This window comes from Paractinoplanes rishiriensis, assembly GCF_016862375.1.
GTDB classification, from domain to species: Bacteria; Actinomycetota; Actinomycetes; order Mycobacteriales; family Micromonosporaceae; genus Actinoplanes; species Actinoplanes rishiriensis.
The window spans coordinates 1-19,810 of record NZ_BOMV01000131.1 but is presented as its reverse complement, the minus strand read 5'-3'; the positions used below and the strand labels follow the sequence as shown (position 1 = coordinate 19,810).

Annotated in this window: 22 protein-coding genes; 20 read left to right on the top strand and 2 right to left on the bottom strand. The window is 69.1% G+C overall.

Annotation, left to right across the window (positions count from 1 at the left end; translation table 11 throughout):
• Positions 1-371 precede the first annotated feature (371 nt).
• Positions 372-1,274, top strand: a complete 903-nt coding sequence (locus tag Ari01nite_RS48795; RefSeq protein WP_203791520.1) for an aminoglycoside phosphotransferase family protein — start codon at positions 372-374, stop codon at positions 1,272-1,274.
• Here Ari01nite_RS48795 and Ari01nite_RS48790 read toward each other — a convergent pair.
• Positions 1,271-2,668, bottom strand: coding sequence for an NsdA family TPR-like regulatory protein (locus Ari01nite_RS48790; RefSeq protein ID WP_498371185.1), 1,398 nt, complete (start codon positions 2,666-2,668; stop codon positions 1,271-1,273). The genes Ari01nite_RS48795 and Ari01nite_RS48790 overlap by 4 nt on opposite strands.
• 165 nt (positions 2,669-2,833) lie before the next feature.
• Complete coding sequence (locus Ari01nite_RS48785) at positions 2,834-3,070, bottom strand: hypothetical protein (RefSeq protein ID WP_203791516.1); 237 nt, start codon at positions 3,068-3,070, stop codon at positions 2,834-2,836.
• 478 nt (positions 3,071-3,548) lie between these two features.
• On the opposite strand from Ari01nite_RS48785, the gene Ari01nite_RS48780 reads away from it, so the two are divergent.
• From Ari01nite_RS48780 to Ari01nite_RS48695, 19 genes are all read left to right on the top strand, one after another.
• Positions 3,549-4,061, top strand: coding sequence for a DUF2637 domain-containing protein (locus Ari01nite_RS48780; RefSeq protein ID WP_203791514.1), 513 nt, complete (start codon positions 3,549-3,551; stop codon positions 4,059-4,061).
• Positions 4,062-4,402: 341 nt separating this feature from the next.
• Positions 4,403-4,666 carry a DUF6284 family protein gene (locus Ari01nite_RS48775; protein ID WP_203791512.1) on the top strand — a complete coding sequence of 88 codons (264 nt, stop codon included), beginning with the start codon at positions 4,403-4,405 and terminating at the stop codon, positions 4,664-4,666.
• The gene (locus Ari01nite_RS48770) at positions 4,666-4,812 is read left to right on the top strand and encodes a hypothetical protein (RefSeq protein ID WP_203791524.1); all 147 of its coding nucleotides are present in this window, start codon (positions 4,666-4,668) and stop codon (positions 4,810-4,812) included. The genes Ari01nite_RS48775 and Ari01nite_RS48770 overlap by 1 nt, the downstream gene beginning before the upstream one ends.
• A 32-nt stretch (positions 4,813-4,844) precedes the next feature.
• Complete coding sequence (locus Ari01nite_RS48765; protein ID WP_203791511.1) at positions 4,845-5,861, top strand: hypothetical protein; 1,017 nt, start codon at positions 4,845-4,847, stop codon at positions 5,859-5,861.
• Positions 5,862-5,952: 91 nt separating this feature from the next.
• A complete protein-coding gene (locus Ari01nite_RS48760; RefSeq protein ID WP_203791510.1) occupies positions 5,953-6,111 on the top strand; it encodes a hypothetical protein in 159 nt (52 codons plus the stop codon).
• Between the two features lie 6 nt (positions 6,112-6,117).
• Positions 6,118-6,327, top strand: coding sequence for a hypothetical protein (locus Ari01nite_RS48755; RefSeq protein ID WP_203791509.1), 210 nt, complete (start codon positions 6,118-6,120; stop codon positions 6,325-6,327).
• 12 nt (positions 6,328-6,339) lie between these two features.
• Complete coding sequence (locus Ari01nite_RS48750; protein ID WP_203791508.1) at positions 6,340-8,061, top strand: type IV secretory system conjugative DNA transfer family protein; 1,722 nt, start codon at positions 6,340-6,342, stop codon at positions 8,059-8,061.
• A 33-nt stretch (positions 8,062-8,094) separates the two neighbouring features.
• Complete coding sequence (locus Ari01nite_RS48745; RefSeq protein ID WP_203791507.1) at positions 8,095-8,625, top strand: hypothetical protein; 531 nt, start codon at positions 8,095-8,097, stop codon at positions 8,623-8,625.
• Positions 8,626-8,654: 29 nt separating this feature from the next.
• Positions 8,655-8,942, top strand: a complete 288-nt coding sequence (locus tag Ari01nite_RS48740) for a hypothetical protein (protein ID WP_203791506.1) — start codon at positions 8,655-8,657, stop codon at positions 8,940-8,942.
• Between the two features lie 178 nt (positions 8,943-9,120).
• Positions 9,121-11,310, top strand: a complete 2,190-nt coding sequence (locus Ari01nite_RS48735) for a cell division protein FtsK (RefSeq protein ID WP_239163694.1) — start codon at positions 9,121-9,123, stop codon at positions 11,308-11,310.
• A 137-nt stretch (positions 11,311-11,447) separates the two neighbouring features.
• On the top strand, positions 11,448-11,732 hold the full coding sequence (locus tag Ari01nite_RS48730) for a hypothetical protein (protein ID WP_203791505.1): 285 nt from the start codon (positions 11,448-11,450) through the stop codon (positions 11,730-11,732).
• A complete protein-coding gene (locus tag Ari01nite_RS48725) occupies positions 11,732-12,082 on the top strand; it encodes a hypothetical protein (RefSeq protein ID WP_203791503.1) in 351 nt (116 codons plus the stop codon). The genes Ari01nite_RS48730 and Ari01nite_RS48725 overlap by 1 nt, the downstream gene beginning before the upstream one ends.
• The gene (locus Ari01nite_RS48720; RefSeq protein ID WP_203791501.1) at positions 12,079-12,795 is read left to right on the top strand and encodes a MazG-like family protein; all 717 of its coding nucleotides are present in this window, start codon (positions 12,079-12,081) and stop codon (positions 12,793-12,795) included. Before Ari01nite_RS48725 ends, Ari01nite_RS48720 begins: the two co-directional genes overlap by 4 nt.
• On the top strand, positions 12,792-13,097 hold the full coding sequence (locus tag Ari01nite_RS48715) for a hypothetical protein (protein ID WP_203791499.1): 306 nt from the start codon (positions 12,792-12,794) through the stop codon (positions 13,095-13,097). Before Ari01nite_RS48720 ends, Ari01nite_RS48715 begins: the two co-directional genes overlap by 4 nt.
• On the top strand, positions 13,091-14,671 hold the full coding sequence (locus Ari01nite_RS48710; RefSeq protein ID WP_203791498.1) for a DNA cytosine methyltransferase: 1,581 nt from the start codon (positions 13,091-13,093) through the stop codon (positions 14,669-14,671). The genes Ari01nite_RS48715 and Ari01nite_RS48710 overlap by 7 nt, the downstream gene beginning before the upstream one ends.
• Before the next feature lie 214 nt (positions 14,672-14,885).
• The gene (locus Ari01nite_RS48705) at positions 14,886-15,842 is read left to right on the top strand and encodes a bifunctional DNA primase/polymerase (protein WP_203791497.1); all 957 of its coding nucleotides are present in this window, start codon (positions 14,886-14,888) and stop codon (positions 15,840-15,842) included.
• Positions 15,839-17,419 carry a hypothetical protein gene (locus tag Ari01nite_RS48700; protein ID WP_203791496.1) on the top strand — a complete coding sequence of 527 codons (1,581 nt, stop codon included), beginning with the start codon at positions 15,839-15,841 and terminating at the stop codon, positions 17,417-17,419. Before Ari01nite_RS48705 ends, Ari01nite_RS48700 begins: the two co-directional genes overlap by 4 nt.
• A 487-nt stretch (positions 17,420-17,906) precedes the next feature.
• Entirely contained in the window at positions 17,907-18,254 is a 348-nt protein-coding gene (locus Ari01nite_RS51615) for a helix-turn-helix domain-containing protein (RefSeq protein WP_369076797.1), read from the top strand.
• Between the two features lie 32 nt (positions 18,255-18,286).
• The gene (locus tag Ari01nite_RS48695; protein WP_203791495.1) at positions 18,287-19,756 is read left to right on the top strand and encodes a tyrosine-type recombinase/integrase; all 1,470 of its coding nucleotides are present in this window, start codon (positions 18,287-18,289) and stop codon (positions 19,754-19,756) included.
• Positions 19,757-19,810: the final 54 nt, after the last annotated feature.

Sequence of the window (19,810 nt, the reverse complement as noted above, 5' to 3'; positions counted from 1 at the left end):
AAGGTCGCGGGTGATCAGGATCTGCCGTGGCGCACGTTTTGCCAGCTCAAAGGTATCACCCTACGCTTCCTGACGTCGGCTGACCCGCACCTGGCCGCGGCTCCCACACTCGGTCCGCTCCCACTTCCGCTCCCAGTCTCACTGGCGGAAGGCCGTCGCTTCCGGCGGCCGGCGCCCCCGCCGTAGCAACCCCCTAGCGACTCAGCGGTGCGGCTTGGTCGCGTCGCGCGGATGCCCGACGACTGTCCCTTCCGGTTCAGCCGCCCGGTCCCCGGTCCCCCTGGAGGCTCGTTCCGTCCCCATCATCGACCGCCGCTGACCACCCCTCCGCTGTAGCGGCTTGGCTGCCGCGCTGACCGTAAGGTGAAGCCATGTCTCGCGACCTCGCGCCGCCCTTTTCCGCCTCGCTGGCCGCCGACGTGCTGAGGAAGAGCTGCGCGGTCACCAACATGGAAACCATGGGCTCCCGACTTATGCGGCTGGGGGAGAATGCGCTCTATCACCTCCCTGCCGCTTCCGCGGTGGTCCGGATCGCCAGAACCATGGACTACTGGGACGATGCGGTAAACGAAGTAAGGGTGGCTCGCTGGCTTGCCGATCAGCGCTTTCCCGCCGCTGAAGTCGTGGATGTCGAGCAACCAATTCAGGTCTCTGGTCACCCGGTCACGTTTTGGCGTTATATAGACGGAAGAGACGGCAACCGTGATGACATTGGCACTCTCGGAACAGTGCTGCGGCGCCTACATCAACTGCCGAAACCGGGGACATTTACACTGCCCACTGAGGATATCCTTGGCCGAGTTGAAGGCCGGATAGCGATTGCCGATGTACCTAGCCTCGACAAGGCTTTCCTACTGGCGCAGCTCCGTGAGCTGCGATTAGGACTGGATTCCCTTCATTTCCCTCTCTCCCCCGCACCCACGCACGGTGATGCGCACTCCGAAAACATCATGATCCGTGAAGGCATGCCCCTCTTAATCGATTTCGAAAGGTTCGCGTGGGGGCAACCCGAGTGGGATTTGGCCATGACCGCCACTGAATACGAAACGGCGGGCTGGTGGACGGCCGCGGAGTATGGGTCGTTCGTCTCCGCCTATGGTTTCGACGTCAGATCCTGGTCGGAAGGATTCCCCTTTCTAAGGCGAGTCCATGAACTCAAAATGACCACTTGGCTGATGCAGAATGTCGGGGAATCCGCGGAAATCGCCGACGAATATGCAGTTCGAATGAGAACGATCCGCGATGGGATTAGGTCCACATGGCGACCGTTCTAGGAACGGTTCACCGATTCAGCCAGCTCGGGATTCTTTGACCGAAGCAGCGCCGTAAATTCTCTTACCCCGGCGTGATTGTCGTACTTCAGCATCAAGGATGAATAGAAGTCTGAAACGTAGCGGAGGTGACGGCTGGACTGAAGCGAACCGGCCAGCTCTACCGACTGACCTGCCAGGGCAAGCGCCTCATCAAGGTTGCCATCCGCCAGTGCCCCATCGGCATGGACAATGCAGATGAACGACCGCGTCCTAGCGGGCGTCAGGACAGGGTCAATTGCCCTGGCTGCCCACAGTTGCGTGTGACGAGAGTGCCCAAGGTCCCGGAAGCAATGAGCGGCCTCGCCGGCCAACTCAAGCGCGTCAAAGTACGAGATCCAGTCAGGATCGTCGCTCTCACGCCGCCTTCCGAATTCCTGCTCGGCCCGGTTCAGCGCCGCGCCGCATCCTTTTGCGTCTCCGAGGCTGGCCAGCGCCCGCGCTTCCATCGCAAGGAACATTGCGTTCACCGTCGCAGATGCCTGGCCGACAGTTGCACTTTGCGCAGCCCGTGCGTAATGCATTGCCTCAGTGAAGTTGCCGAGATAGTTGGCTTGGTGGCTGAGGTTGGAAAGAATCTGGCCGCCCATTACGGCATCGCCGGCCTCTCGGGCAAGCCGCAGCCCCTGGACGAAGTACCGCTGCGCTGCACCGTGCCTACCTGCGTCGTACGCACTCCAGCCAAGCACCTCCGCAGCGTCGGCCGCAGCGGCAAACACGTCACGCTTTGCCGTATTGCCGAGACCGCCGCGAAGCGCTGGAACGATTTCGGTCTTCCAGTACGACAGAAGCAGTTTCCGAGTATGGCCACCGCCATACTGGAAATCGAGCTGCGTTAGATTCCTCACAGTTGCACGAATTCGCCCGGCAATTCCAGCCGCTGCGAAAGAAATGTCCCTGGAGGATTCAGTCCAACTCGGCTCTGCAAATAGGTAGCCCGTAATGACGCCAGGCGTAGCCGTAGAGTCCCACGGCAGTTTCGCCGCGACCGAGTCATCTCTGATATCAGCATCCGTCAAGCCGTCGATCACATCGATTGAACGAGACGGCTCCGATGGGTACAAGGCGCCTTCCGAGGTCAGATCAATCGGGGCAGCATCCCCGACCGAGTCCAATCCGATCTCAGCGAACGTGATAACCCGTCCCAGCTTGGCGCCGAGTGCAGCAGCTATGCAACGCGCGGTGTCGCCCTGCGGCCGACCGCCATCCAGCCATCGCTTGACGGAGACGTGATCGGTCGAGAGCGTCAGGCCGATCCGCTGCCCCTCGGTGCGGACACGCGCGGCGAGGCCCTTGTTGGTCACGCCTGCCTGCTCCATCACGGCCGCTAGGCGTCGATTCGGTTCCTTTACCGCCACCTTCCGTTACCTCCCCGCCGTAGTAAAGCAGGATCGTGCACCCCCTGGGTGCACACGTGCACCCCCTCGTGCACCCTGCCGCCGGCCCTCTCGACCGGCTTTCCTAGTGATGCGGCCGGTGAACGCGCCGGAACGCCAGGAAGGGGAGCTGAGAGCGATGACGGACTATGCAGTTGCGCGCTTCGGCCCCGGCGGCGCCGGGGGAATGCCGTTCTCGCGGGCGATCTTGCGGATGTAAGTGCCAGTGAAGGGCGACAGACGCTCCACCTCGGTGGGGCCGACGCCGACCCGCAGAGCAGCTAGGACCGCTTGAATCGCCTGCTGACGGGCGTCCTCATGAGCCGTCTCGGTTTGGTGGTATCGCCTCGTCGCAGCGATCAACGCGTCCCGCTCGTCAGCCATAGACACAGGGTACCGCAACCCTCTTGCGCAACCGGCCCATGTTTCGCTACCGTGATGCGCATCAAGGTGTCGCAACTAAGTTTTGGTTCATTGAAAACTCCACAGAGGCGGTGTTGACCGAACCGCGTATTGCGAACCGGTCAGGTGCCCCACCTGTTGTGTCCAGGCGGTGCCAGCAGTAAGAGACAGGTCTCAGTCCTGCTCAGCGGCCAGCAGAACACTGGCTGTCCCGTAGCCGTCGGTATCGACGGTGGGCACGCGATGAGGCGACCGGCGTTCAACCCCGCGAGGCACTGCGGGCGGTGGCGGCGGCGTGAGCGCGCGGTGGCGGGCAAGTAGACCTAGCTCGATCGAACGGCCCCATCTGCGGGCCGTGGGTGACTGGCAGCCACTGGGGTTCGAGGCCTCGGCACCCGCGTAGCGCGAAGCGTTCCGTAGCACCCCGTTGGGCGTGCTCCGCTTCGCGTAGGAGTCTTCAATGAACAAGTTTTGCCTGGTAAAGGCCATCGTGAAGCTGTACTTCCTGGGTGCTTTGGCGGTCAGCTTCACGCACATCATCGAGGCCAGTCACAAGCTGGACCTGCATGGGTGGCAGTCGTGGACAACGCCGTTCGCGATCGACGGGATCGCGGTGATCGGGATGGTTATGCGCAGCGACGCGTTCAGCAGCGCCACCCGCCGCCTCGGCTTCCGCGTCCAAATAACCGCGGGCGCGCTGAGCCTGGCGTGCAACGTCTTCGCCGGCAACACGCTCGGCGAGCGGATCTACGGCGTGCTGATCGTCGCGCTGTTCGTGTTCTCCGAGTGGCTGTCCGACCGGATGGAAAGCCGGGAGGTCGAGCAGGCCCGCGAGCAGGCCGCGAAGCGGTCCGCCGCCGCGGCCAAGGCCAGCGCCACCCGCAAGGCCAACAAGCAGGCCACCGAGCGGATGGTCAAGAACGGCAGGCGCCGGATGACCAAGGAACTGGACAACATCCTGACCAGCGCCTGATACCCCGGCCGGGTCCCCCGCCCGCGATCACCCCCCTGATTTTCCGGCTGCCCGGCCCCGCGATGGCGGGGGCGGGCAGCGGGGAGCGCCCCGTGTACCGCATTCCCTAGTTTTCCGATCGACCGCAAGGAGATGCATGTCATGGCCTCTCTAGCCTCGCTCGTCCGCATCAGCGCACGTCAGAGCGCCTGTTGGCGCGAGTGCCCGGGCTGCACCGAACTGGCGCCGTTGGCGCCGAACGAAACCCACTGCCAGAGCTGCCGTCCCGGCAGCCGTCGGGTGAGCGCCCGCCGGTTGCCGCGGGCCGCCTGACCTCCTGTTCGGAAGGACACCGCCGTCTTATGGACGAATTCGACCTCACCGCCGATGAGCCGTCGGCTGCCGACCTGACCGCGATCGAGCGGGAAGAACCGCTGATCAACGCCGAGATCGGGCTGCTGACCGCGGAGATCGGAATCATCGAGGCCGCCGATCGCGGCGGCCCGACCGAGTTGGACTGGCGCCGCGTGCGCCGGGCCAACAAGCGCGTCATCCGTGCGGCCCTCGACCTCGCGTCCGCCGCCGACCAGGCCGGCTGCCGCCGCGGCCCGGGGGCGGTGGCCTGATGAACCTGCGCAAGCTGCTCGGCGTCGCGGTGTTCGCGTTCGCCGTCTTCTACGCGATCACCAACCCGGCCGACGCTGCGGGGTTCGTGGTCGACATCGCCTCGGGTATCGGCGCGTTCGCCTCGGCCCTGGCCGACGGTCTCTGACCACCCCTGCCCTGGATCTCGGAAGGACACTCGTGACCACTACGACCGCCACCCGCAGCGCCTACCCGCCTGCGGTGGAAGCGCTGATCCCGCGCGCCCGCGCGCTCGCCGCGACCCTCGACCGGCCGCTGTCGCGCAACATCCTGATGAAGCAGTTCCGGATCGGCTCGCCCAAGGCCACCGCGGTCATGGAGGCCCTGACCGCCGATACCGCGGTGCCGGATGCAACCGAGCAGGAAGCGCCGCCCGCCGGACGCGGTGTGCTGGAGTTGGTCCCGCCGCCGGTCTCCGCCCCGCCCGCCGAGGCACCTGCCACCGACGCCGGCCCGGTCGTCGATGCTGCCCCGGCCACCGCGCCACGCGCCGAGGTCGAACCGCCGCCACCGGCTCCGCCGGTCGCCCACGCGGCGGCCCGGCGGGCGTCGCAGGTCACCCGCTACGGCATGGCGGCCCTGCTGTCGCTGGTCGGGGTGCTGCTGGCCGGGGTGATCGTCGCCCCGATCGCACTGTCGAGTCAGGACATCATCGCGTGGGCGGGCAGCCCGTTCGGGCTCGGCTTGTCCGGGCCGTGGCCGCTGGTCACGTTCTTCGCGCTGGACGCCGCCGCGGCGGTGTGTGTCGGTCTGGTCGTGTACTGCGCGTGGCGTGGTGAGTCGGCCGGGGTGTTCGCGTGGCTGGTGTGGGCGTTCGCCGGCATGTCCGCCTATGCGAACTACTCGCACAGCACCGGCAGCATCGCCAAGGACGCGGTGTGGTTCTTCCCCGCCATGAGCCTGGCGGGACCGTTCCTGCTGGAAATCATCGTCCGGCGGGTGCGCCGGTGGGTGCAGGAAGGCACCGGCCAGCGTGCCCGGCACTCGGTGTCGTTCGGCGCCGCCCGCTGGATTCCCGGCGTCGGCGCGCTACGCGAAACCTACGGCGCGTGGCGCCTCGCGCGCCTGGACGGAATTACCGACGCCCGGCACGCCGTGACGGCTTACCGGCGGCTGTGCCCGGACGGTTCGATCCGCATCCTGCGCGCCCTGCGCAACCGCGACCGCAAGAGCTGAGTTCGCCCGGCGGCACAGCCCACAGCCTGCAAGCACGTGCTGTGCCGCCGGTCTCCCTACCGCCCTGGAGGACTTCGGAGAGGAGTCCAGTATGTCCGACCGTCACCTGAACGCGCAGCACGCCGAGGTCATCGACCGCAACCGCGCGCAGCGGCTGTCGACGATGGCCGAAGCGCAACGGCTGGCCGACGCCCGGCGCGCCCACGCCGCCGTCCGGCAGGCCGAGCGCGACGACACCGACGAGATGTGACCGGCGGTGTTGCGCCGCCGCGATCCGGTGGTCGCGCGGATGTTGACCGCGATCGCCGCTGAAACTGTGCCGTACACCGACCCGCGGGCCGGTTACCCCTTCGCGCTGGCCCACCGGGCACAGCGCCAACCCGATCAGGCCGGCTACCCGGCCGACGGGCCGGACTTCGCGCAAACCCCGCCCACCGCCGCCGACGACGCGGCCGACGAGTTCTGAGACGAGCATCCGATGACCTTGACCGCGAAGACTTTGGCCCGCGCCGTCGGTGCCGGCCTACTGCTGAGCACCGCCGGGTGGATGCTGGCCGGCCACCCCGGGCACCGGCTGCACGGCGCCGCGCTGATCCTGGCCGGGCTCGCCGTCGGTGTGCTGCCGGTGTGGCTGCGGCTACGCCGGCCGGGTTCCACCGCGCTGATCGGCCGCTGGGACGCGCACGCCCGCCGCAACGCCGGCACCGCCTCCCGCCTCGACATCTGGCGCACCTCGTCCGGGTGGGCGATGCGCCGCAAGGCCGCGGTGATCCGCCCGTCGCTGGCCTCGCTGCCGTGGTGGCGACGGTGGCGGGTGCCGCTGCGTACCTTCGCCGTGCCGCTGGCGAAGGCCGGGCGGCAGACGGTGTGGACCTCCGGTGAGGAGTCCACGCTGCGTATCGGTATCCCCGGCACCGGTAAGACCGCCGAGCTGGCCAACCGGGTGATCGACGCCCCCGGCGGGGTGGTGACCACCAGCACGGCCACCGACCTGCACGACCTGACCGCGCCGTCGCGCCGTGGGCGCGGCCCGGTGCAGGTGTTCAACCCCGGCGGCCTCGGCGGCCGGGCCTCGACCCTGCGCTGGTCACCGCTGTCGGGCTGCACCGACCCGGCGACCGCCGCCCGCCGCGCGGCCGACCTGATCGGCCCGCTCGACACCCACGGCGCCGAGGGCGCCCGCTGGGCTGCCCAGGCCCGGCGGGTACTGGCGGTGTGGCTGCACGCCGCCGCGCTCGGCGGCTACCGGATGGCCGACGTGCAGGCGTGGTGCGCCGACCCGGACACCGCCCGCGAGGCGATCCTGACCGCGCTGAAAACCTCCCCCCGTGCGGCGGAGATGCGTCAGGCCGCCGCGCAGTCGGTCGACATGAGCGCGCGTACCCGTGACGGCGTGATGCTGGCGATGGCACCCGCGCTGGCCTGGATCACCCTCCCGTCGGCTGCCGAGGTCGGCGACCCGGAGCCCGACACCAGCGTGTTCACGGTGGCCGAACTGACCGGCCGGCGCGGCACGCTCTACCTGCTCGGCGACGACGACGGCACCGTCGGCCCGCTCGTGGCCGCCCTGGTCGCCGAGATCGCGCATCAGGCCCGCCGGACCGCCGCCGGGCTGCCGGGTGGCCGCCTCGACCCCGGGCTGACGTTCGTGCTCGATGAGGTCGCCCTGGTCTGTCCCACCCCGCTGGACCGGTGGATGGCCGAGCTGCGTAAACGCTCCATCACCATCCACGCCGCCTGCCAAGGATTGGGCCAGCTCCGGGAACGGTGGGGCAAGGACGGCGCATCGATGATCCTCAACAGTGCCGCCGCCGTGCTGGTCTACGGCGGCTGCAAAGACGCCGCCGACCTGCGCGCCTTCACCGACCTGGCCGGTGAGCGCGAGGAAACCACCTACACCCGCGACGGCGACGGCCGGCTCACCGGCACCAGCACCCGCCGGGTACCGGTCATCGCCCCGGCCATGCTGGCCGGCCTGCCGAACTTCCACGCACTGCTCATCCGCCGCGGCATGCCGGTCGCGTTGGTGCGCACCCCGATCGTCTGGAAGCGCCGTGACGTGCGCAAAGCCGTCCGGCGCAACGCCAAGCCGGCCCGGCCTGTCCCGGCGACCGCGAAGCCGCGGCCGGCGACCACGGCCGCCCGGCGTCCTCAGCCCCGGCCGGACACCACCGCCCGGCCGGCCCGCACCGCTGCCTGATCACCCCGACAAGCATCTAGGGAGACATCCATCGTGCAACCCCCCTCCGACAGCTACGAAGCCCTGGCCGCGCGTTGTGAGCGCGGCGCCGACGAACTGGACCGGCTGGCCGACAACGCCGCCGAAGTCCTCTCCCAGCGCGCCGGGCAGGCCGACCCGCAGCAATGGGCGGCCGACAAGCGGGCCGCCGCCGCGACCGCGCGCGAGTACGCGGCCGGGCTGCGCGCCGAGGCCGGCGAGCACCCGAACGCCCGCCCCACGCCGCAGCGCCTCGCGCAGGCCCAGCAGGTCGCGACCGCGGCCAACGTGGACGGCATCCTCATCGACGGCTCACACCTGGAAGGCGCCGACCCCGGCAAGCACCAGGCCGTCACCGACTCCGGGGTGTTCACCCACGTCGCCGAGCCCGGACAGGTCCCGTTCTGGAAACTCGGCACACCGGCCGACCAGAACACCGCACAGCAGCACACCGAACACCAGCACCCCGAACCGGCGCCCGCGGCGGGACCCGACCCGTCGCCGCCGGCGCGCGCTGACCGGGCCGAGGACAGCGACGAGTTCTAGCCCGACGACACCGACGGGAGAAGTGTCCTATGGGCAAGAAGTACCTGTTCACCACCGACCCGGAGACCGGCGAGAGTCGTGAGTTGCGCGTCGACCCCGCGCACGTCGACCGGCAGATGCGCGACGAGCGAGCCGCCGGCCGGAATCCGGTGCTGATGGACGAAGACGAACGCATCCGCATGGGGTTGCTCGCCCAGCAGATCGCCGCCGCGCACCGCGACGACCAGCACCAGGACGACCCGCGCGACCCCGGCGGCCCGCACGACGCACCGGCGCAGGCCCGCGCCGGGCGGGCCGAGGACACCGACGAGTTCTGACGACGCCCGGGGCGCGGCCTCTCTGGCTACCAACCACCGGCCGCGCCCCGGTCCTCCGCACATATCTCGAGCCCTCACGAACCCGTGGAGGAACCACCATCATGCCCACCCCGCACATCCACGGCCGGCCGGAATCGGCCGCCCGGTGCCCGAACCCCACCATCAGGGAGGTACGCCAGTGACCCACGACAACAACGGCCGCGCTGACGTGCCGGACGACGACGCCCCGACCGCGGGCGGCCTCGGCGACGTGCCCGAGGCCGACATGCCCGCGGCCGCGGTGCTCGACCTCACCGCCGAGCGGACCCGGCGCGGCCGGGGCGAGCAGGACCCGGCCGGCACCCACTACGACCTGACCCTTGACGACGAGCCCACCCCGGGCGGCGGCCCGGTCGAGACCCCGGAAACCGACACGGCCGGCCGCCGGCCGGTCATCCCGTCCGCCTGGTCGGGCTGGCCGAACGTCAAGGCGAGCCTGCGCGAGGCCGGAATGCTGGCCTGGTACCGGGTCCGGTACCACGGCATCCGGTCCCCGTGGTACGCCGCGCAGGCGATCTTCTGGGCGGTGTGGGGACTGTTGCGGATGCTCGGCGCGCACATCCGCTGGTGGTGGGTGTCCGAGCAGTACACGCTGCGGCAAGCCGCCGCCGACCGGCAGGACGACACCGCCTGGTACAAGCTGCACCGTGAGGTCAAAGCGACCCGGGCCTGGCGCGGGTTCGTCATCGTCTGCGAGGTCAGCACCGCCGTGATCCTCGGCCCGGTCCTGTGGACCCTCGCCCCGGGGTGGGTGCTCGCGTTCGGGGCCGCCGGTGTGGTGGCGATGCTGGCCCGGTACGGGCGGCCCGCGGACCGGCCCATCGTGTCCGCCGCGGTGGTCGCGTCCCGGTTCCGGCGGGTGAACCCCGACATCATCCTGCGCGCCTACTACGCCGCCGGGCTCGGCCACCCGGACAAACCCAACCAGCAGGTCATGTTCGGCTCGCCGATGTCACGCGACGGGTCCGGCACCGGCTCGCAGGTCACGATCGATCTTCCCTATGGCAAGACGTTCGACGACGTCATCAAGGCCAAGGGCGCCATCGCGTCCGGTCTGGACGTGTCGATCAACCAGGTGTTCATCACCCGCGACTCCAGCTCGCACCGGCGGCACGTGCTGTTCGTCGCCGACCGTGACCCGCTCGCCATTCCGGCGGGCAAGACGCCGCTGCTCGACCTGAAGGTCCGCGACATCTGGGCTGAGGCGCCGCTCGGGCTTGACGAGCGGGGCCGCAAGGTGAGCCTGCTGCTGATGTGGGTCAGCATCCTGATCGGGGCGATGCCGCGTAAGGGAAAGACGTTCACCACCCGGGCGCTCGCGCTGTTCGCCGCGCTCGACCCGTACGTGATGCTGCTGGTCGCCGACGGGAAGATGAGCGCGGACTGGGACAAGTTCCGGCTGGTCGCCTACCGGTACGTGTGCGGGGTGGTGCCCAATTCCCGCGACAACGACCCGATCACGCATTTCCTGGAGATGCTGCGCGAGATCAAGAAGCACATCGAGCAGGTCAACGACTTCCTCGCGAGCCTGCCCACCTCCGAGTGCCCGGAAGGAAAGATCACCCGGGAACTGTCGCGTAAGTACCCGCTGCTGCGGGTGTGGCTGCTGGTCATGGAGGAGTTCCAGAACTACTTCGAGACCGACGACCAGGACGTCAACAAGGAGATCGCCTCCCTGCTGTCGTTCGTCAAAGCGGTCGGTCCCTCGGCTGGGGTGATCATCCTGTCGTCGTCGCAGAAGCCCTCCGGCGTCGGCGCGGGCGACGTGGCCCGGCTGTTCAACCGCTACCGCGACAACCACGACGTGCGGTTCGCCCTCAAGTGCGGCAACGACGTCGTCTCCCGCGCCATCCTCGGCGGAGACGCCTACGCCGAGGGCTACGACGCGTCCGCGCTGCCCACCGGCAAGCAGTACCTCGGCGTGGGCATCCTCTACGGCCACAGCGACGACACCGCCGTCGTGCGCACCTACCTGGCCGACCATACCGACGCCGAGCGCATCCTGGTCGCCGCGCGTAAGCACCGCGAAGCCGCCGGCACCCTGGCTGGCTACGCGGCCGGGGAGAAGGTCGCCCGCGAGCTACGTGACAGCCTCACCGACGTCCGCGGCGTGTTCCTGCCCGGCGAACCCGGCCTGCACTGGACGGTCATCGCCGAGCGGCTCGCCGAGCACCTGAGCGAGCACTACGCCGACGTCACCGCTGAGGCCGTCTCCGCACTGCTCCGCGACCACGTACCGAGCGTGGGCGTCAAGGTCAAAGGTGTCAACAAGAACGGCTGCCGCCTGACCGATATTGACGACGCGATCGGCCGTCGCAAGAGCGCCTGACCGGTAGGGCCTGCCGCCCTACCGGTAGGCCGGAACCTACCTCTACCCCCTACCGCCCTCGTCAGCGCATATACGGGCCGGTAGGGGGTAGAGGCGGCACCCCTCCCACCAGCGAAAACCGCTCTGGAGGCACTTCCATGCCTGCGACCCTCGCTACCGCTACCGCCGCCGCCGATCACACCAACGGCCTGATCGGACTGATTTTCATCACCTCCGTCCTGCTCACCCTCGGTTACGGAATCGGGTGCTGGCTCTGGCCGTTCGCCGCCTGCACCCGCTGCAAAGGCAACGGCAAACGCCGCTCCCCGTTCGGCCGCGCGTTCGGCGACTGCCGCCGCTGCAACGGCTCCGGCAAGAGCCTGCGCATCGGTCGCCGCATCATCAACAACCTGCGCGACCTGCACGACAAAGGCACCCGCTGATGGCCGCCTCGACCATGGCCCAGCTGCACCGCCGGCCCACCGAACACACCGGCTGGTGCGCCCGCGACCACCGCTGCGGCCTCAACGTCCACACCTCCCCGGACATGTACACCGACGGGCCGCTCGGCGCCCGCGGTGTGCTCAACCGCGTCCACACCGAAACCAGCGACTACGCCGAAATCCGCATCCGCATCCCGATCAACGCCCGCGAATCGATCGCCCGCAAGCAACTGGGCGTCGCCCTGCACCTGATCCGCGAGCTGCTCTACGCCGTGGCGGCCGTCCGGCCGCCCGCCCTCGACCACGCCCGCAACCAGCGCCCCGCCCTCGATCGGAGGCCCGCAGCATGACCACCATCACCGACGCCGCCCGCCGCCTCGCCGCCCAGCTCGACCAGCGCGGCAATCCCGACCTGGCCGGCCTGCCCGAAACCCTGTGCCGCGCCCTCAAGGTTCAGGAAGAGGCCGGCGAGATGGCCCAGGCCGTCATCGGCGTTCTCGGCCAGAACCCGCGCAAGGGGACCACACACACGTGGGATGACGTCGTGGCCGAGGCCATCGACACCGCGCTGTCCGCGCTCGTGCTCGCCGAGACCGTGCAGCCCGGCATGCTCGGCCTCACCCTCGCCGGGAGCCTCGACCGACTCGCCCGCCGCGCCGCGACCACCGGCGCCCCGGATGTCGAGCAAGCCCCCGACACCGTGACGGCGGACGGCGAGGCGGGGCGGCAGCGAGCAACCACGCTGCGGTGGCTGCTCGACACGCACACCGAGCACGACCTCCCGTTGCCCGAGAACCTCACCTGCTGGGACGACCCCAACCACCTGCGGATCGAGCTGCCCGACGATCACCGCGACGGAGTCCGCGGTTGGGCGGCCCTGCTAGGCCTGGCCGTTGAGGAGAACACGATCACTCAGCCCACCTGCTCATATCAGCGAGTACGGGCTGAGTCGCCCTACCGCAGCGACGTCACCAGCCTCGGCTGGCAGCACGTCATCATCCAGAGCAGGTGCGACCGGACCCCGGCCCCGTCCGAGGTCACTCCCCAGGCGGTGGCCGCATGACCGCCACCGGACTGATCCCCGAGAACGAGCGGTTGACCGGGTTCGTCGCCGTCGCGATCCGATTCCCGGACGACCCCACCGCCCACCGTATCGAGCGCCTCTACCACCGCCCGGACGGCACGGACATGGGTGCGCCGACCAAGTTCGACGGCAGCACCCCGTTCCGGGACGAGATCCGACCGGCGTGCAGCCCGGACAGCGACCCGGGCGGCCGGCTGTATGAGCTGTCGGTGCCCACGGCCCTCGCCCGCGGCGCGGTCGCCTGCCCGCGGACGGAGTGCTTCGGCGGTGAGCCGTGCTGACCGTCGCGGATTACTTCTGCGGTGCCGGAGGCAGCTCGACCGGCATGCATCAGGTGCCGGGGGTGCGGGTGGTGATGGCCTCGAATCACTGGCAGCTCGCCGTGGACACGCACGCGGCGAACTTCCCGGACGCCGATCACGACCGGGAGGACATCACCCGCATCGACCCGCGCAGGCACCCGACCACGGACATCGGCTGGTTCTCCCCGGAGTGCACCAACTGGTCGGTCGCCAAGGGCCGCAAAGTCGACTACGACGGCAAGCCCGTGCAACTCGACATGTTCGCGACCGAGGACGACGAGCCGCTGCCGGACGAGGCCGCCGTGCGGTCGCGGATGCTGATGCAGGACGTTCCCCGGTTCACCGAGGTGCACCGCTACCGGGCGGTGATCGTGGAGAACGTCACCGACGTGCTCAAGTGGGCATACCTGGACGAGTGGCTGCGCCGGATGCGGCTGCTCGGCTACGCGCACCGGATCGTGATTCTCAACTCGGCGTTCGCCGGGGCGTTGGGCGACCCGGCGCCACAGCTGCGTGACCGGGTGTACTTCGTGTTCTGGCGCGAGAACGGCCAGGTGCCGGACTTCGCCAAGTGGACCCGGCCGCGGGCGTGGTGCCCGGCCTGCGGCGACGTGCGGGCGGTGTATGTGGACAAGCGGCCCGGCGTGCGGCGGACGATGCGGTACGGGCAGCAGTACACCTACCGATGCCCGGCGGCGGCCTGCAGGGGCCGTCAGGTCGCCCCGTACGTGCTCCCGGCGGCGGCCGTGCTGGACTGGTCGCTGCCCGGCGTGGTGATCGGGGACCGGCTCAAGCCCAAGACCCGGGCTCGGATCGCCGCCGGACTGGCCCGCTGGTCCGGGGCGCTGCTGGCCCCGGCCGGTGGCACCTGGAACGAGGCAGCGCGGCCGGCCGGCCTGCCGATGCGCTCCCGCACCACCCGGGAGACCGAAGCCGTCGTCTACCCGCCGCTGCTGGTGCCGGTGGAGGCCCGCGACGGCAAACAGGCCCGCGACGTGCGGGAGCCGATGCGAGCGCAGACCGCCCGCGCGGAAACCGCCCTGGTCATCCCGCTGCGCAACAACGGCGTCGCGAAACCCGCCGATCGCTCGCCGCTGCTCACGTTCGCCGCCGCGGGCACGCATCAGGCGCTGCTGATGCGCAACAACACCGCCCGCGGGGATCAGGGGCAGATGTCCACCCCGGTCGACGAGCCGACGCGCGCGTTGACCACCGCCGGGCATCAGTCGCTGATCCGCTTCGACCACGCCGTGTACGAGTACGACACCGGCCGGCTACGCCCGACCGGTGACCCGCTGCCCGCACAGACCACGGTCGAGGGAGACGCGCTGCTCGGCACGGCGCCCGCGGTCGACGAATGCACGTTCCGGATGCTGACCGTCGATGAGATCCGCGCCGGGATGGCGTTCACCCCCGGCTACCGGTTCGTACCCGCGTCGAAACGCGCCAAGGTACGGATGCTCGGCAACGCCGTCACCCCACCCGCCGCCCGCGACCTGGTCGCCGCCGTGGTCGAGGCCATCACCGGCGAACAGCTCGACCTCGCGGCATGACCATCGGCTGGCTGGACTGGCGCGAACACAGCACCGGTCCGGCCCGGCCGTGCCGCATCTGCGGTAGTCCAGCGATCTGCCGCGACGAACACGACCGACCCTGCCACAAGGTCTGCGCCGAACAGCAACCCCCGGCCGACGAGCCGGCCACCCTGCACTTCGCCGCGCCCACGGCCGGCTCGCCGAGCCGCGCCGGGAAAGGAGACGACCCAACATGCCCGACCCCGGCGCGCTGCGCGCCGCAGCCCTCGGCCACGCCACCCGCGGGTGGCACGTCTTCCCGCTCCGACCCGACAACCGGCCGCACGACACCGACCACGCCAAGCGGCCCGCCTTCCCGGACCACGCCGAGGACCGATGCCCCGGCACCGACCCGCGCTGCCACGGCGGGCACACCGGGTGGGAACCCCGCGCCACCACCGACCCGGCCCGCATCGAGCGGGCGTGGGCGCGCACGCCGTACAACATCGGCATCGCCTGCGGCCCCTCCCGCCTTGTGGTGATCGACCTCGACATGCGCAAGCCCGCCGCGACCGCGCCGGCCGGGCGCGAGCACTACCGGCACGGCCTGGAGGTGTTCACCGACCTGTGCCGCGAGCACGGGCAGCCCGTACCGGACGACACGTACACGGTGCTGACCGGCAACGGCGGCCGGCACCTGTTCTTCGAGCACCCGGGCGGGCCGCCGCTGCGCAACACCCAAGGCGACCGCGGCGGCCTCGGCTACCTGATCGACACCCGGGCGCACGGCGGCTACGTCGTCGGCCCCGGCTCGACCGCCGGCGGCCGGGCGTACCGGGTGCTGCTCGACCGGCCGCCGCTCGTGCTGCCCGGCTGGCTCGCTGCTCTGCTGCGCCCGGCCGGACCGGCCGGGCCGCGCAAGGTGCTGGGCGATTTCTCCGCATTCCGGCGGGGTGCGTACGTGCGGGCCGCGGTCCGCCGGACCCTCGTCCACCTCGCCGCCGCGCCCGCCGGGGAACGCAACGCTTCGCTACTCGGTGCCGCGGTGTCCCTCGGCCAGCTCGCAGCCGGGGGCGCCCTGTCGCAAGAGGAGGTGATCGAGGCACTGACACCGACCGCGCTGGCCATCGGCCTGACCGAGCGGGAGACCGCCCGCACCATCCGCTCCGGCCTGCGCTACGGAGCCTGCAACCCCAGGAGGGTCGCATGAGTGACGGCGCCACCCCTGCGGCGCGACGGGTGAAGGTGGGCACCGGCCCGGAGACGATCCGCACCCTCAAGCGGGAGCTGGCCAATGGCTTGCTGCCGGACACGTACGTCACGACCGGGGCCCTGGTGCACATGGAGACCGTCTCGGGTGGCCTGGACGGCGCCGCCGATGAGGACTGCCCGTTACCGGTCGCTGCGAGCCCGCTCAACCCGGCCGGCCTCGCTGGGCTGCTGGCCGAGCATGCGCACGTCTACCGCACGAAGTACCGCAAGGACGCCGGAGGCGAGATGGAACCGTACGACGAGGAGTGCACCCCCGCCGCGGGCACGCTGTCCGCGGTGCTGGCCGGCAAGACCTGGCCCGGCGTCCCCGCACTACGGGCGATCATCGGCGCGCCGGTACTCCGCCGTGACGGCACCCTGTTACAGGCACCCGGCTACGACCCGGCCACCGGCCTCTACCTGGCTTCCAAGGTCGAGCTGCCGCCCGTGCCCGACACGCCGACACCCGAGCAGGTCGCCGACGCACGGGCGTTCCTGCTCGGCCGGTTCCTGCGCGACTTCCCCTGGTCGTCGCCCGCCGACCGGGCCAACTACGTGGCGCTGCTGGCCACCCCGATCCTGCGACACTTCACCCGCAGCCTGACCCCGTTCGGGTTGATCGACGCGACCATGCCCGCATCCGGAAAGTCGATCTTGACCGGTGGTCCGGGCATGCTCTACGGCCAGAAGATCCTCACCTGGCCCGACGAGGACGGCGAGCTACGCAAATCCATCACGGCCGTGTTCGCCGAACAGGTCGGCGTGGTCATCTGGGACAACCTGGCCGAGGGCACCGTCATCGACTCCGCCGTCCTCGCCCAGCTCATCACCCAGCGGGAATGGTCCGATCGCCAACTCGGCGCGTCCCGCAACGTCGCATCCGTCAACGACCGGCTGTGGATGGCCACCGGCAACAACCTCCAAGTCGGCGGGGACATGGCCTCACGCACGGTGCGGGTACACCTCGACCCGAACATGCCGCACCCCGAATCACGGGATCAGTCCGGGTTCGGCATCCCGCACCTCGACCAGTGGATCACCATCCCGGCCAACCAGATGACCGTGCTCTGGCACCTGCTCGTGCTCGTGCTCGACTGGACCCGCGCCGGCGCACCCCGTTCCGGCGGAATCTCGATGCGGCAGTTCACCCCATGGGCGCAAGCCCTCGGCGGGTTCCTCACCCACCACGGCATCGACGGATTCCTGACCAACATCGCCGACGTGCGGCAGGTCGACGAGGACGCCACCCGCTGGCGCGGCTTCCTGTCGGCCTGGCACGAACGGCACGGCAACTCGCCGATCACCGCCGCGAAGCTGCGAGCCAGCGCCGAACCGATGCAGCTCGGCGGGGAGCTGCACGACCCGTGGGACGGCCTGTTCATCACCACCAAGAACGGCCGGCTGCCCAACGCGATCATGCTCGGTCGCATGCTCAAGGGTCAAAACGGCAGGTGGCGCGGCGAATACGTGCTGCGCGCCGAACCGTCCGAGCGCGGCGACCGGTCCGTGTTCCATGTCGAGCACCACGACGGGTAACCCGAAACCGCTGAAACATCTCCGCATCTCCGCAAGCCACCGACCAACCCTCCCTCTACCAGGGAAAACAAGCTGCGGAGATGCGACCGAACCGATCTCCGCACATCTCCGCATCTCCGCAACCCGAACCACCCCAAGATCATGCGGAGATGCGGAGATGCGCGGAGATGACTTTCCCGCATCTCCGCAGCACATAACCGCAGGTCACACACCCTGCTGCGGAGATGCGGAGATGTTTCAGCCAACCCAGGCCGATTCGACACCGCGCGGAAACCCGACCGCCTGAGAGCCCCATAGAGACATCGGGCCATCCCTTCATACCAACCCTGCACCGATCTTGGCTCCACGGCGCTCTCAACGGGCCGCGCTGAGCCGTTCTGCCAAACCCGGACCCCCACGGTCCCCTGAACACCCCTCGCGTGCAGAACGGGCGCACAGGGCCGTTCCGCACGGCCCATCAACCCTCAGGAAGGCAGGCGCTTCCCCAGTGAACAGCGCACAGACTCCGCAGGGCCGCTTGACCGGAGTGCCGACCCTCCTAACCGCCGAGGAGGCCGCCACGATCTTGCGAGTCCGCCCAAGTTGGCTCGAACGCCAGGCGGCGAAAAGGAAGATTCCATTCAGCATGCTCGGCGGATGTTATCGGTTCACGGCAGATCATTTGATGCAAATCGTCGCGATATTTGAGGCAAGTCCCGATCAGCCCAGTGAGGAAACCCCCGTCAGAACCCGCAGGACGAAGGCACCTCGACAGGCATTGCCAAAGCCGTCCAATGTCACCCCGCTCCGCGCCCGACCTCGCCGCCAAACGAATTCGCACAACGCCGCTGCATAGTTCAATATCCGACCGAGGAGAACAGTCACTCCATGGCATATGCCGAGAAACGTGGGAACCTCTGGCGAGCCCGCTGGCGCGGCCCGGACGGCACTCTTGAGTCCCAACCAGGGTTTCAGAGTCGGAAGGCCGCTGAAGAGTACGGGCGCGACAAAGAGTCGGAAATACGCGGTAACCGATACGTCGACCCTCGCTCAGGAAAAATAACGCTGATCGAGTGGGTCAACCTTTGGTATCCATCCCTCGACCTCGAACCCACAACAATGAATAATTATCGCTACATGATCGAGGTTCATATCCTTCCGGAATACGGCTCCGAGGCGCTGGGATCCTTGACGGCTGAGGAAATCGCGAAGTGGGAAAAACGCCTCGTTGCCACTGGTCTTTCGCGCCGTACCGCCCACGACATCCGTTCGACGCTGGCCACGGTGCTAGCCGATGCAGTTCCGCGCTACATCCAGACAAATCCAGCAGTCCGGAAACGGGGAAAAGGCCGCAAGGGACAGCGACGCATCGAGCGAATTGAGAAACAAGAGAAGGTGTGGGCGAGTCCACTTGAAGCGCTCATGCTGGCGGAGCGGGCCGCCATACTGTCGGGCGAAGAGACGGACTTCACGATGAACGTAACCATCGCGTACACGGGCGCGCGGTGGAGTGAGGCAATCGGACTTCCGCCGGAGTGCGTCCGACCCGGACAGATCGATATCCACTGGAAGCTCTACGAGCTGAACGGACGGTTCTACCGAGGCCGCCCTAAGGATGGCTCGATGCGTACCGTCGACATACCGCCGTTCCTATACAGGCTATTGGTCCGGCTGATCTCGCCGAGAGCAAAGAAGTGCACGTGCCAGGTCGCACCTCACGAAAGCGGCGATATTCCGTGGTGTGCTGGCGGTGAGTTCGTCTTTCTCGGCCCGCGGGGCGGGCACTTCCGCCGCTCGAACTACAGCGAGCGGATCATTCGTCCAGCCGCAGACGGATGGCACCCCGCCCGAGCTGGACGCAATCCAAGACCAAGAATGCCTGTCCTGGTCGATGCGTCCGGCCCGATGCCCGGGAAGCCGCTCCCTGCGTGGCCGGCCGTGCCGCCCGGCGACCTGGCCTACACCTCGCCGACCGGCCGCGGCCGAGCCCGCATCCCCGACGAGACGCCGTTGGCATCGTGGCTGCCGATCCTGCCCGGCCTGACCCCTCATGGATGGCGCCACGGACACGAGACGTGGATGGATGAGGCGGCCATTCCGTACGTGCTCCAATCCGACCGGATGGGGCACGTGGTTCCCGGTATGCGCGGCGTCTACAGCCACATCAGCGGCACCATGCGGGCCGCGCTCGTGGCAGCCCTACAGAGGATGTGGGAGGACTCATTGGCAGCGAGAGCGGCACTGTCGCCCCGGTCAGCGGTGCAGGTGCTGGACGAGCTTCTAGCGCCGTACCGGGAGCCCGAACGGGAACGATTCGGATGGGCCGCTCCCAAAGCGCTCCCAAAATCGGACACGTGACAGCATCAGGCCCGGTCGCTGCTAGCGGCCGGGCCTTCTGACCTGCGATTTGGT